The organism is Xenorhabdus poinarii G6, from assembly GCF_000968175.1.
In the GTDB taxonomy this organism is placed as follows: domain Bacteria; phylum Pseudomonadota; class Gammaproteobacteria; order Enterobacterales; family Enterobacteriaceae; genus Xenorhabdus; species Xenorhabdus poinarii.
Genome location: NZ_FO704551.1, coordinates 2,882,697 through 2,896,757 on the forward strand (window position 1 = coordinate 2,882,697; position 14,061 = coordinate 2,896,757).

Annotated in this window: 13 protein-coding genes; 6 read left to right on the forward strand and 7 right to left on the reverse strand. The window is 44.6% G+C overall.

Annotated features, from left to right (window positions below; translation table 11 throughout):
• Positions 1-10: 10 nt before the first annotated feature.
• Complete coding sequence (serB, locus tag XPG1_RS13405) at positions 11-988, reverse strand: phosphoserine phosphatase (protein ID WP_045959496.1); 978 nt, start codon at positions 986-988, stop codon at positions 11-13.
• 115 nt (positions 989-1,103) lie between these two features.
• Here serB and XPG1_RS13410 point away from each other — a divergent pair, with 115 nt between their 5' ends.
• A complete protein-coding gene (locus tag XPG1_RS13410) occupies positions 1,104-1,787 on the forward strand; it encodes a YtjB family periplasmic protein (protein WP_045959497.1) in 684 nt (227 codons plus the stop codon).
• 207 nt (positions 1,788-1,994) lie between these two features.
• Here XPG1_RS13410 and dkgA read toward each other — a convergent pair whose 3' ends face one another.
• From dkgA to metC, 4 genes are all read right to left on the reverse strand, one after another.
• The gene (gene dkgA / locus XPG1_RS13415) at positions 1,995-2,840 is read right to left on the reverse strand and encodes a 2,5-didehydrogluconate reductase DkgA (RefSeq protein WP_045959498.1); all 846 of its coding nucleotides are present in this window, start codon (positions 2,838-2,840) and stop codon (positions 1,995-1,997) included.
• Positions 2,841-3,175: 335 nt separating this feature from the next.
• Positions 3,176-3,844, reverse strand: a complete 669-nt coding sequence (locus tag XPG1_RS13420) for a DedA family protein (RefSeq protein WP_045959499.1) — start codon at positions 3,842-3,844, stop codon at positions 3,176-3,178.
• 3 nt (positions 3,845-3,847) lie between these two features.
• On the reverse strand, positions 3,848-4,057 hold the full coding sequence (locus XPG1_RS13425) for a hypothetical protein (protein WP_045959500.1): 210 nt from the start codon (positions 4,055-4,057) through the stop codon (positions 3,848-3,850).
• A gap of 2 nt (positions 4,058-4,059) precedes the next feature.
• Entirely contained in the window at positions 4,060-5,289 is a 1,230-nt protein-coding gene (metC, locus tag XPG1_RS13430; RefSeq protein ID WP_045959501.1) for a cystathionine beta-lyase, read from the reverse strand.
• 464 nt (positions 5,290-5,753) lie between these two features.
• On the opposite strand from metC, the gene exbB reads away from it, so the two are divergent.
• Together exbB and exbD are read left to right on the forward strand one after the other, a co-directional pair.
• The gene (gene exbB / locus XPG1_RS13435; protein WP_045959502.1) at positions 5,754-6,713 is read left to right on the forward strand and encodes a tonB-system energizer ExbB; all 960 of its coding nucleotides are present in this window, start codon (positions 5,754-5,756) and stop codon (positions 6,711-6,713) included.
• 6 nt (positions 6,714-6,719) lie between these two features.
• Positions 6,720-7,145, forward strand: coding sequence for a TonB system transport protein ExbD (gene exbD / locus XPG1_RS13440; protein WP_045959503.1), 426 nt, complete (start codon positions 6,720-6,722; stop codon positions 7,143-7,145).
• A 149-nt stretch (positions 7,146-7,294) separates the two neighbouring features.
• Here the strand turns inward: exbD and XPG1_RS13445 are convergent, their stop codons facing one another.
• A complete protein-coding gene (locus tag XPG1_RS13445) occupies positions 7,295-7,939 on the reverse strand; it encodes a TetR/AcrR family transcriptional regulator (RefSeq protein WP_045959504.1) in 645 nt (214 codons plus the stop codon).
• Between the two features lie 566 nt (positions 7,940-8,505).
• Between XPG1_RS13445 and XPG1_RS13450 the strand changes: the two genes are divergently transcribed.
• Positions 8,506-9,654, forward strand: a complete 1,149-nt coding sequence (locus XPG1_RS13450; protein ID WP_045959505.1) for a porin — start codon at positions 8,506-8,508, stop codon at positions 9,652-9,654.
• Between the two features lie 100 nt (positions 9,655-9,754).
• Here XPG1_RS13450 and rdgC read toward each other — a convergent pair whose 3' ends face one another.
• Positions 9,755-10,666, reverse strand: coding sequence for a recombination-associated protein RdgC (gene rdgC, locus XPG1_RS13455; RefSeq protein ID WP_045959506.1), 912 nt, complete (start codon positions 10,664-10,666; stop codon positions 9,755-9,757).
• Between the two features lie 176 nt (positions 10,667-10,842).
• Between rdgC and mak the strand changes: the two genes are divergently transcribed.
• Both mak and XPG1_RS13465 read left to right on the forward strand, forming a co-directional pair.
• Positions 10,843-11,772, forward strand: a complete 930-nt coding sequence (gene mak, locus XPG1_RS13460; protein ID WP_045959507.1) for a fructokinase — start codon at positions 10,843-10,845, stop codon at positions 11,770-11,772.
• Between the two features lie 211 nt (positions 11,773-11,983).
• A complete protein-coding gene (locus XPG1_RS13465) occupies positions 11,984-13,939 on the forward strand; it encodes a bifunctional 2',3'-cyclic-nucleotide 2'-phosphodiesterase/3'-nucleotidase (protein WP_045959508.1) in 1,956 nt (651 codons plus the stop codon).
• Positions 13,940-14,061 lie beyond the last annotated feature (122 nt).

Here is a 14,061-nt window from a genome sequence, read left to right on the forward strand (position 1 = left end):
TCTGCTGGCATTAACGTTCTTCGTGTTTCAATCCACCACTCAGTACACATAACACGCCCATCAAATCTGCATGGCGGATAGCGACTTTGGCCTGAGCATACACTTTGGGTTTGGCATGGTAGGCGATCCCCAATCCTGCCTTGCGGATCATTTTCAAATCATTAGCACCGTCGCCAATGGCAACCGTCTGACTCAGCGGAATATCCAGGGCTTTTGCCAACCTGATTAACGTAGTGGCCTTATATTTTGCATCGACGATCGGCCCCTTCACCTTACCCGTCAGCTTGCCGTCTTTTACCTCCAATTGGTTAGCAACCGCGGCGAAAAGCCGGAGTTGCTGGCGGAGATTATCGGCAAAGAAAGTGAACCCCCCGGAAGCAATCGCAACATGCCAATCTAAGGATTGTAACTTGCGAACCAGGCTGGTCAGCCCCGGCATCAAAGGAAGCGTTTCCATCACTTGCTGTAAGATGGATTCATCCGCGCCAGCCAACTGAGCCACCCGCTCACGCAGACTTTCTGAAAAATCCAGTTCCCCCTGCATCGCTCGCTCGGTAATTTTCGCTACTTTATCCCCCACTCCGGCCAGGCGGGCAATTTCATCAATACACTCAATCTGGATCGCCGTAGAATCCATATCCATTACCAATAGACCGGGTGAGCGCAGACGTGGAATTTGTCCCAATGGCACAACATCCAAACGGCACTCATCAGCCAGTCGTTTAATACGGGGAGAAAGGCTACCGGCAATGCGGACAACCTGATAATCATCAATCCGCCAGGCAGAGACCACGACAATAGCCACCCCCAACTGGTGCTGAAAATCACTGATACGCTGTTTATCCAAACCACGGCCATACAGCAACCAGCCACTATCCCCTGCTCTGTAATCCAGTGGCATGACTTCATCACCGCTAAGGGACAAAGGTAAGCCAGGCCATTTATGGATCTCATCCGGTAAGTAGCGATAGGCCAGATTATTCGACATAAACATAGACTCCTGTAATTCCATATCATGTGGTGCAGGCAAAAATGCTTTTCAAACTATCCTATCAATACGACATCTGGCAACATATGATTGATGCGTATGGAATGAGATAATCATGATTAAAACCAAGCGAAAACTCAGGCTACACAAGACGGCGATCATATTAATCTGTATCGCTCTGTTAGTGCTGCTGATGCAGGGTGTTTCCTATTTCAGCCGTTCTCAACAATTAGCTCAGATGGATCAGTTTGAAGAACTGGCGAAAACCCTGGCAAAACAAGTCGCATTCAGCCTGTCTGATGATATGGGCAATGATGGACAAGATATTAATAATAAAAAGATTGTAGCTAGTTTAGATTATTTAACGAGTTATAGTCGCATTTTGGATGCCTCTGTTTATCTGGAAGATGGCACACAGATAGCACAAAGTGGGGAACAGGTGACTGTCAGGGAACGGCTATCACTGAAAGGTGAAAAATCCAGTGGTTATTTTAATCAGCAAATCGTCGTACCGATTCAGGGAAAAGAACACCCAAAAGGGTTTCTGCGCTTAACACTGGATACCCATCGATTGGCAACTGAGGCCAAACAAGTCGATAATACGACGAACTTATTGCGGATCATGTTACTGCTCTCTTTAGCGATTGGGTTTATTCTGGCTCATACCTTACTGAAACTGTCCCCTAGTGGTTGGCAACAGTCTCCTTATCTGCTGACGGCCAATACTCGGCATCCTGGTGCCAAATCGTCTAAGGATAAGCCTTCTAACAAGGAAACAGATGAGGATGATCATTCCTAAAGATAACGTAAAGGCTGAGGTATACAGTTTATGGTAAGAGACATGACCTGAACCCTACTGAAAACGGAGTTCAGGTCTATCGGAGTAAGTTGAATCGTTGGTTCAGCGACATCGTGGGCTATTTAACAGGAAATTGATGCCTTTTCGGTTCTGCGGCAGTGGCTTTCCCCAATGGCGGTTTGAAATGGAGTTTAATGGCTTATTATTCTAACTATTGGCTATACTCAATTGATTGTAATCATCGGGATTCGGTCCAATCCGCTTCCCAATATCCAATTCTGCCATCGCTGTCAGATCTTCTTTTTCAAGCCTGAAATCAAATACATCAAAATTTTCTTTAATACGGGACGGGGTGACTGATTTAGGAATAACAATCATTCCACTATCAAGATGCCAGCGGATCACAATTTGCGCTGGGGTTTTACCGTATTTCAGAGCCAGACGCTCAACTAAGCGAGAATTAAACACACCTTTCCCGCCTCGTGACAACGGGCTCCAGGATTCGGTTGTAATATGATGGGTCGCATTCCATGAGTGAAGTTGCCGCTGTTGCAACAAGGGATGTAATTCAATTTGGTTGATAACGGGGGTAACGCCCGTTTCCCGTATCAGTTTTTGCAAATGCTCAATGTGAAAATTACATACCCCAATACTACGCGTCAGCCCCGCTTCTTTCAGCTTAATCAACTGCCTCCATGCTTCAACATAATGGTTTTGTTCAGGGACTGGCCATTGAATCAGATAGAGATCAACATAATCTAACTGTAGCTTGTCCAAACTTTCTTGTAATGCTGCACTGGCATCCAAATGACGATCATTCCAAAGTTTGGTCGTGATGAAAATGTCTTCGCGTGGAATATCCGTTTCTTTCAAGGCTGTTCCCACCCCCTCTTCGTTATGAAAAACCGCAGCCGTATCAATGGAGCGATAACCGACTTCTAACGCGGTATGGATCGACTTAACCACCTGCTCATTACTCGCTTTCCAAACACCAAGCCCTAATTGTGGCATGAGATTCTCATCAACGAGTTTAATAATTGTTTGCAGACTCATTCTAACCTCCTTTCAGGTTTGGAATTTCAAACGATAGACGTGCCACCAAGTTGAAGCACGATGTCGCTTTCGGCTATACCCGCGAATCTATTGTGATGTTTCGTATTGGTTGATGGTATGGGTTTATCATGTCGTCCATCCCATTCAGGAACGTTATTTAGCCTGTTAAATTTGAACGGAAATCGTTGGTAATAACAATGCCTGTTGGAATGGACGCGACTTGTTTGAATTTCGTACTGATAATCCAGTAAGTTGATCGTTTAGTAAATAAAAAAATCGTGGTTTTACGATCACGTCAAAATGATAAGCCTGTTTTTAACGCGGTAAACAGATTACTAATGCTTTTTTGCTGTCTTTTTCTTATAACGCCAATACATCAGCAGAGAAGCAGACAACCCACTAATCAACAGAATAACGGGCAAGATCATTAAAATGCTCATCACCAGATCTTCATGTGCTTTAACAAAAGGGATTTGATTCAATATATAGCCAAATCCCACGATCATCATGACCCATAAGAAGCCACTTAACCAGTTAAAAAATTGGAATCGTTTATTATTTAGACCAGAAATACCGGCAAATGTTGGCAGGAGAGTACGAACAAAAGCCAGAAAGCGCCCGATAAGCAGGGCAGACAAGCCATGTTTGGCAAATAAAATATTTGTGCGTTGACGGTAACTCAGGGGAAGCTGAGCCATCCAGTTTTTAACAATGTGGGTATGGCCAAGCCACCTCCCTTGCAAATAACCCAACCAACACCCCAGGCTTGCTGCGATGGTCAGTAGCGCGATGGTAGGAACAAAACTCATCACCCCTTTGGCAATTAAGGCACCGGAAAGCATCAGCAGTGTATCACCGGGTAAAAAGGCGGCGGGCAGCAGTCCATTTTCCAACACGAGCGTGATAAAAAGGACGCCATAAATAACCCAGATGATATCCGGATTGGCAAGTTGGTTAAAATCATGATGCCAGAGCGCATTCACGATCTCGCTTAACGTTTCCATTGTTTATCCTGTGATTTTTGAGCGAGTAAAAATAAGTAACAAAAGCGCCATACCCAATGGGCCTACAAGATGCTGCGCGACAGAAAGAGAGCGCTCTCCAGAAGCATAGATAACACGGTGATCGAGCGCAGCCAACAAAGCGGTAACTTGAAAGACGATGGATATATCCCAGTGTACCGCAAAATGGTGGGGGAAGGGGTTGATTTGATTCATCCTCAATCAGGATGATAACATGACGGTACGCTTGACGTTACCTCATGAGTCAGACGAGCAAAACCCGCAGCCAAATCATCCATCAAATCCTGTGGGTTTTCCAGGCCAATATGGAGACGGAATAAGGTACCGGTTTTTGGTGGTGGGTTATATCGGCGCAGTTTTTGCAGCGTTTCTGGTTGAATGCCTAAAATCAGTGATTCAAATCCCCCCCACGAAAAGGCCATCCTAAAATGGCTCAGGTTATCAAGATAATCAGCAAGCTGTTGGGGCGTAAGCTGGATATTCAAGGTAAAAGAAAATAATCCGCAAGATCCCGTGAAATCACGCTGAAAATACCGATGTCCCGGGCAAGAAGGCAGAGCAGGATGGTAGACCTCCGCGACTTCCGGTCGCTGTGCGAGCCAATGAGCAATTTTAATACTGTTTTCTTCGTGTTGTTTTAAGCGAACGGCTAACGTGCGCAGCCCGCGGTTGGCCATGTACACGGTATCGGGATCGGCAATTTGGCCTAACAAGTAAGATCTTTCTCTGAGCTGATCCCAACATCGAGCATTAGCGACGGCGGTGCCTAACATGCCGTCTGAATGACCAATAATGTATTTAGTGGCCGATTGAATGGAAATATCGATGTCGAATTCCAGTGCCTTAAACAACACGCCAACCGCCCAGGTATTATCAATCATGATCACAATCTCAGGATTGATTTGCCGAACCGCGCGTACAATAGCAGGGATATCCTGTACTTCCATTGTCAGTGAGCCGGGCGATTCAAGGAAGAGCACTTTGGTATTGGGTTGGATCAATAAGGTGATATTCTCCCCGATCATAGGATCAAAATAATCGATGGCGATCCCCATTTTTTTTAGAAAGTGATCACAAAATTCCTGTGTGGGTTCATAAACCGTCCCTGTCATTAAAACATGATCCCCGGTTTCCACGAATGACAGGATCGAATGAGTAATAGCGGCGGCACCGGAAGGATATAGGGCACAGCCCGCTCCGCCTTCCAGTTCCGCCATTGCCGCCTGAAAAGCAAAATGGGTCAGTGTGCCACGACGTCCATAAAATAATTCACCTTTAGTCCGGTTCTTCAACGCTTGCTTGAGATCTTCAACGGTATCGAAAATGACCGATGAAGTACGTTGAATCAGGGGATTAACGGCACATTGCGTAAATTTTTTTTGTCTCCCTGCACTGACCAATAAAGTTTCTAGTTTTTTTTCTGTCATGGCATCGTTCCCCACATAAATGTCCGGCTGATAATCTCAAGCACATTGCTCAAATATTAGTTAGCAAATTAAAAGATTTGAGGCCATTTTGCCAAAGGGATTCGCACAACTTGACGAAAATTCAAGGTGAGCTGTTGAGGATAAATCAAATTAACTTAACGAAAAAATTTCATGAATCTGTACTTTTTTATTAAATAATAATGATAATTACTATCAAATCGCACAATGTCTGATATCATTTGCGGCGAACTTTTTCCCCTTTCGTGGTAAGAAGTCAGGTTCCGGGTTCAAACATGGCCTGTATCTCCTTGAATGGCAGTAACGAAGCAACAATCTGCAAGAAAGTGGAGATACACGGTGAAGAAGAGAGACATGCTCCGGAGAAATATTAGGATTAGCAAGATGCGTAAACGTGATTCATTGCTAAGTAACAGAATCGATAAGAAAGAGAGTAAGGCTAACTGATGCGTAATTTGACAGCTTCTATTCTATTGGCACTCGGATTAACAAGTTCAGCGTGGGCAGAAACAACGCCAACCGCGCCAGAAAATCAGGCTGCTGTTCAGGTAGCCGCTCCGGCAACATCTGTCGCAACTGACACGCCATCAACCACAGAAACGCAAGCAATCGCGGCGGATACAACAGAAAACGTCGCGGTGACAGAAACGCTGTCCACTGACGTTGTGACACCCATTCAAGCATCTTCTGAAAACCCGTCCAGTGGCTTTGCAACGGATCTGTCTGTTTGGGGTATGTACCAAAATGCAGATATCGTCGTAAAAATTGTCATGGTGGGATTGGTGATCGCCTCTGTCATCACATGGGCACTGTTCTTCTCGAAAGGCGTTGAACTTTTCACCGCGCGTCGTCGCTTACGTAAAGAGCAATTGGCGTTAGCTGATGTTGCCAATCTGGATACGGCAATCACCCTTGCCGCAGACTTCAGCAATCGCAGTATCAGCCGTTGGTTGCTGAATGAAGCACAATCCGAACGTGCCTTGTCTGCTGACAGTCTTGATAAAGCAGGTATCAAAAAGCGAACCGCCTTCCGTATGGAGCGCACCGTCGCAGCAATCAGCCGCCATATGGGGCGTGGTAACGGTTATCTGGCGACCATTGGCGCAATTTCGCCGTTTGTGGGTCTGTTTGGTACAGTTTGGGGGATCATGAATAGCTTTATCGGCATCGCTCACTCACAAACCACCAACTTAGCTATTGTTGCTCCGGGGATTGCGGAAGCGCTGCTGGCGACCGCCCTGGGGCTGGTGGCTGCGATCCCGGCGGTTGTGATTTATAACGTCTTCGCCCGTGTTATTGCATCATACCGTGGTCAGATAGGCGATATGGCAGCTCAGGCAATCCTATTACTGGGACGTGATCTTGATCTGGCTGAAAGCAAAGCAGAAAAAGCAGAAGCAAGGTAATCAATTATGGCAATACGTCTTAATGAAGATTTGGACGATAGCGGTGAATTGCATGAAATTAACGTCACGCCATTTATTGACGTGATGTTAGTGTTGCTGATTATTTTCATGGTCGCAGCGCCATTGGCCACAGTTGACATTAAAGTTGACTTGCCGGCATCGTCAGCTAAACCGCAACCAAGACCAGAAAAACCCGTCTTTTTGACGGTGAAAGCAGATAAACAGTTATACGTGGGAGAGCAGCCTGTTGATCGTGATAATCTGTCTCTGGTATTGGATCAGACCACACAATCCAACAAAGAAACGACAATTTTCTTCCAGGCAGATAAAACCGTGGATTATGCAACCCTGATGAGCGTCATGGATGCGTTACGCAAAGCGGGTTACCTCAAAGTGGGGTTAGTGGGAATGGAAATGGTTTCCGCTCAATAAGCTTTCTTGCTTAGCTGGAAATAGACAACTGCCCGAATAATAAAATCGGGCAGTTTTAATATCACAAATAATTCATTAAATTTATTATCCATATCCATCTTTATTATAGTCAAACAGCAACAACCGCTAACGGTTAAGTCACGCTGCCATCATGACGATTTTTCTATCATTCCATTCTTAAGCAAAGAAATCATGGCGCTAATGCGGGGCGTAATGTCGGTCTCGGGTAATGGCGGCGCGAATCCCAACACCATTTGTCTGAGTGGCTCGGCAATGACCATTGAAATAATGAGTTCACTGGTAATATGAAAATCCATTTTTTTCAATAACCCCTGTTGATACTGACGTTTAAGCCAATCTGTTAAAATACGTTTGCTGCTTTCAACACGACTTTGTTGATATTTTGCCAAGAATTTTTCGCAATAAGGAAAATCCGATTGTAATAATTTAAATAACCCGACAGCTTCCATTGATAATGATTTATTGGCCAATTCAGTTAAATATTTTTTCAATAATTTTATCAGGGTTTGGGCACTATTCGCGTCTGCCTCAAAGACCGGAATAATATTATCTTCCCAACGCATCACAATTTGTTCAAGTAGGTCTTCTCGATTTTTAACAAAACGGTAGAGCGTTTTTTTGGCAATTCCCGCTTTTTTGGCAACCACATCCAGGGTTGTTTTGCTATAGCCTTGATGAATAAGGAGTAAAAAGGTGACTTCGTGAATCCTTCGGCGTATTTCCTGCTCTGGAATTGCGGGGCGACCTCGTGGGCGTGAATTATTTTCTGCCATTTTAGCACCTTAATAAGGAGTTAATATTTGTACCGCATTGGCGTGATCTCATTAATAAACAAAACTGATTAATTTAAGTTTCATGAGAAGAAATCAATCGCCTTACATCGAATACCGAACTCACCGGTGCTTGTCAACAATATTAAATAAACAACTATCACGTAATCTATTATAAACCGTGGAAAAAAGACAAATTCGAGTCGCCAAAACGCCTATGATAATGGAAGACTCCATTTTTTTATCACTTCATCCATGATGAATAACTTCCTGTTTTAAATAAATAATTATCATAATTAATGCTATTGAATTATCGGTTCGAGATCTATGATGTGATTTTCATCACAAGATAGCATTTTTTGCTCATTTTTTGTTAGCAAAAAGCATCGTTAACTCCTAAGATTATTACCGTTTGTTTACAAATTTAACATTTAATAAACAAATAAGCTCATAAAACATTCCGCTTACCTGATTGTTTATTCCCCAAAGATATCCCCAAAAAAAGTGTTCTTGGAAGATAGATTTTTTGGCGGTGGCGAATAATAACAATGCTAACGAGGAGCACGATAATGATAAAACGCAACACAATCGCCGTAGCGATTCCGGTACTTCTTCTGGCAGGGACAACAAATGCGGCTGAAATCTATCATAAAGATGGCAATAAAATCGATTTATATGGAAAAGCTGATGTTCAGAGAACCTTCTCTCAAGCAAATAGCGAAGCTGGCGATGGATCAATCGGCCGTATCGGTATCATAGGGTCAACCCAAATTACCGATCACCTGATTGGCTTCGGACGTTGGGAATTCAACATGGGTGCCAATGGCACAGAAGTGGAAAGCGGAAAGAATACCAAAGTACGTTACGCTTTTGCTGGTTTGAAATTTGGTCAATATGGTTCTTTGGATTACGGTCGTAATATGGGCGTCGTTTATGATGCCAACTCATGGACGGATACACTACCCGTCTTCGGGGGTGATTCCATGGCGGCAACCGATAATTTCTTAATGGGCCGTTCGACCGGGCTGTTAACATACCGTAATAGTGATTTTTTTGGTTTGGTGAATGGCTTGAATTTTGCCTTGCAATATCAAGCTAAAAATGACGGTAGTACCCAAAATAGTCGTGATGATATTGCGCGACAAAACGGTGATGGTTTTGGGTTTTCTGGCTCCTATGATTTGAGTCCTGATTTCAGTGTTAGCGCAGCATACGGCAATTCCAACCGCACTGCGGCACAGAAATTGGGGACGCATGCAGCCCAAGTTCTGGCTAAAGGAAATAAAGCGGAAGCCTGGATCGTCTCTGCCAAGTATGACGCCAACAAGGTGTATCTGGCGGCCATGTATGGTGAATCTCACAACTTAACGCGATTTGGCAGTTCAGTGGATAGCCTCACGATGTTTGCTAATAAAACGCAAAACATTGAGCTGACGGCTCAGTATCAGTTTGATTCTGGTTTGCGCCCATCGGTGGGTTTTGTTTATTCCAAAGGTAAAGATTTAGGCAATGACTTGGCTGATAAGCGCATATTGACAGACAAGGGATCTGAAGACCTGGTGAAATATGTTTCTGTCGGCGCGTCCTACAGCTTCAATAAGAATATGCGTACTTACGCTGAATATCAGTTTAATTTATTAAAAGAGAATGATTTCGCTAAAAATACCCAAATCAACACTGACGATGTGTTTGGTATAGGATTAGCTTACCAATTCTAATGGAAGCCAGCATTCTGAATCAGCACCACTGCAAAAATAGCAGGGGTGCTGATCCATCGACTTCTGACTGAATAAACCTTTACAGACTGTTCGTCAGTGATTATCTTTCTGCTTCACCACCCAATGCATCAATCGTGTTTTTGATCAACGCACTTAATTCTCCCGTCATTAAGGTAAAATCCGCGTCGAATCGTTGAGCAACATCTTCACGATCAATATCATCGTTTTGTTCACGTAAAGTTTCACTGAATTTGATCCGCTTGAAAGCACTATCATCTGACAGCATAAACTGAATGCGTTCTTCCCAATCCAGCGCTAACTTAGTGACATATTTCCCTGATTCAATGTGCGCAGCAATTTCCTCGGATACCAAATCCTGCTTCTTACAGCGGATCACCCCACCCTCTTCCAGCATCGCTTTCAGCTCAGCTTCATCCATCAAAGCATAGCCTGTCGGAAGGTGGCCTGAACGTACCCATTTGGTTAAAGTTAATTCGATAGGATCAGTAAAGGTAAGAGGAACAACGGGCAATGAGCCTAATGTTTTTCTCAACAGTGCCAGATTATCTTCCGCCCGTTTTGCGCTGGCCGCATCAACGATGACCAAATGGTTGACGGTATCAATCCAAATATAGGTCTGGCTGAAACGGCTGAAAGCTCTCGGCAGCAACGTGTGAATCACTTCATCTTTCAGCGAATCTTTTTCGGCTTTTTTCAGTTTTCGGTGTTGCTCACCTTCCAGACGAGCTATTTTGGCCTGTAATTCCTGCTTAATAACAGGAGAAGGCAGTATTTTTTCTTCCTTACGCGCACAAATAAGAATTTGATTGCCGGAAGCATGAGTCAATGTTTCACCGTGAGAACCCATTGGAGAAACCCAACCCGTTTTCATCATATCCTGGCTGCCACATGGGGTGAATGCCAATGGGCTTAATTGTTTTTCCAGTTCATCCACCGAAAGGGAGATCGCTCGGTTTAAACGGTAAATCATTAAATTTTTGAACCATAACATGCAGTTACCCCATATTGTTACGCATCGTGATAAAGGTCATCTTAAAACATAAGGGGGCATAATAACGAATCATGTGACGAAGCCCTAGAACTTCATCCGTTTCATATCATCACGGCCTGAGTTTCATATAATAAAACGCGTCGTTCTCTCAATAAAATAAATAGGAAAAATAAGCCATGCGTATAGGAATTGATCTTGGTGGCACCAAGATTGAAGTGATTGCATTAGACAATCAGGGCGAAGCATTATTTCGTAAGCGGGTTAATACGCCCCACAATGACTATCAGAAAATGCTGGAAGCCATTGTTGGGCTGATTCACGAGGCGGAACAGGCAACTGGCCAGCAAGGAACGGTAGGTATTGGCATTCCCGGCGCTATTTCACCTTTTACCGGAAAAGTAAAAAACGCCAACTCCGTTTGGCTGAACGGGAAAATATTGGATAAAGATATCACCGCCTTATTGGGGCGTGAAGTGCGTATTGCCAATGATGCCAATTGTCTGGCGGTATCAGAAGCGACTGATGGCGCGGGTGAAGGTATGCCAATGGTATTTGCGGTCATCATTGGAACGGGTTGTGGTTCAGGCATTGCATTTGGTGGACGGGTTCATGCCGGTGGCAATGGATTAGCAGGGGAATGGGGACATAATCCATTACCGTGGATGAATGAAGAAGATCGGGCCTATCAGGATGATGTTCACTGTTTCTGCGGTAAACCGGGATGCACGGAGACTTTTGTGTCAGGCACCGGATTTATGACGGATTATTTTCGTCTGAGCGGCGTGCAGAAAAAAGGTCATGAAATCATAGCTGCTTTGGCACAGGGAGATCCGTTCGCCGAATTGGCGATGCATCGTTATGAAAGACGTCTGGCACGGGCATTAGCACAAGTGATTAATTTACTGGACCCGGATGTGATTGTCCTTGGCGGTGGAATGAGCAATGTCGATCGTCTTTACCAAACATTGCCGGATTTAGTCAACGAGTGGGTGTTTGGTGGTGAGTACGCAACACCAATCAGAAAAGCCGTGCATGGTGATTCCAGTGGTGTGCGGGGTGCCGCCTGGTTATGGCCTAAACCGAGCTTAAACGAGAAATCATCATAAGAAGTCAATAGGCAGCAGCCTGATCGGCGTGATGGAGATACAAATACGTTCAACGATCCAAAACAGATTTATACGATCGATTTAGGTAAAGGTTTGGCGGTTTCTCTAAGTACAATAACCGCTCCTGTTTGTTGAAGCGGTATACGAAGATGTCCGTAGCGACAATCGGCTGAGCAAGAGAAAACACACACCATTTTAGGGACAGGAGTACATGATGAAGCATGTAGTGAAAGTGTCAACATTAGCCATGTTGGTGGCATACAATGTGCATGCGGCCACAGTGGATTTACGGGTGATGGAAACCTCCGATATTCATAGCAATCTCATTGATTTCGATTACTTTAAAGATAAACCTACCACGCAGTTTGGGTTAGTCCGTACTGCAAACCTGATTAAAGCGGCTAAAGCGGAAGCAACCAACGCCATTTTGGTTGATAACGGTGATCTGATCCAAGGCAGCCCACTGGCGGATTACGTGGTGGCAAAAGGGTTGAAGAAAGGGGATATTCACCCGGCTTACCAATTGATGAATACGATGGGCTATACCGTAGGTAACTTTGGCAACCATGAATTTAACTTTGGATTGGATTATCTGAAACAGGCGATTGCAGGCGCCAAATTCCCTTATATCAACGCGAATATCATGGATGCTAAAACCGGCAAGAACTACTTTACACCTTATATTATTGTTGATACTCCAGTCAAAGATCGCGAGGGCAAAGCGCACACCCTGAAGATTGGCTATATCGGTTTTGTGCCACCCCAAATCAGTATTTGGGATCGCGTTAATCTGGGCGGCAAAGTCGTGGTCAATGACATCACTGAAACCGCGAAAAAGTTCGTTCCTCAAATGAAAAAAGAGGGGGCAGATTTAATTATTGCTATTCCACACTCAGGTTTTTCTCAGCAACCTTATAAGGCGATGGCAGAAAACTCTGTTTACTATCTGAGTGAAGTGCCCGGCATTAATGCCATCCTGTTTGGTCATGCGCATGGCGTATTCCCTGGCAAGGAATATGCGGGTATCAAAGGCGTCGATGTCACTAAAGGAACCGTTAACGGTATTCCTGCTGTCATGCCGGGGCAATGGGGCGATCATCTGGGCGTTGTTGATATGGTGATTAATAACGACAATGGTGAGTGGAAAGTGGCATCAGCTCGAGCAGAAGCCCGTCCTATTTATGACAAAGTCCATAAAAAGGCACTGGTTGAACGCGATAGCAAACTGGCCGCTATCATCGCAAAAGATCATCAGGGAACCCGTGATTTTGTCGGTAAATTCATTGGCAAAGCCTCTGCCAACATGTACAGCTATCTGGCTCTGGTTCAAAGTGATCCAACGGTTCAGATCGTCAATGATGCACAGGTGGATTACACCAAACGCTTTATTCAGGGCGATCCCAATCTGGATGGTCTTCCCGTTCTGGCTGCGGCCGCACCTTTCAAAGTGGGAGGACGTAAAAATGCCCCCGCTGACTTTGTGGAAGTCGAGAAAGGGGATCTGACGTTCCGTAACGCGGCTGATTTGTATCTCTACCCGAATACCTTGGTGGTGGTGAAAGCAACAGGGGCAGATGTCGTTGAATGGCTGGAATGTTCTGCGGGCATGTTTAATCAGATCGATCCCAATACGACCAAACCACAGGCGTTACTGAATTGGGATGGTTTCCGCACCTATAACTTCGACACCATTACAGGCGTTAACTATAAAATCGATTTGACTCAACCTGCTAAATACGACACAGATTGTCAGCTTATCAACAAAGGGGCGAACCGCATCAAAGAGGTGAGCTATCAGGGCAAGCCGATTGATCCCAAAGCGACATTCCTGATTGCCACGAATAACTACCGAGGTTACGGTGGCAAATTTGCCGGCACCGGAGACGATCACATTGCGTTTGCGTCACCGGATGAAAACCGCACCATTCTGGCTTCTTACATTTCCAGAATCACCAAGGAAAAAGGGGTTGTCTCCACCAAAGCGGAAAACAATTGGTCATTCCTGCCAATCAAAACAGATAAAACGTTAGATATTCGTTTCGAAACATCATCATCAGAAAAAGCGGCAAAATTCATCAAAGAACATGCCCAATATCCAGTGAACTACTTGAAAAATGATGATATCGGCTTTGCGATCTATCAAATTGATCTGACCGAGAAAAAGTAACACATTCATATCGATACCTGCTCCTTTGGGGGCAGGTGTGAGATAAATCATCCCCCTTATTTACATGTGTCACTTTCAGCGTCCCGGAACGTTGAAATCGATGGTGAAAACAATGGGACATC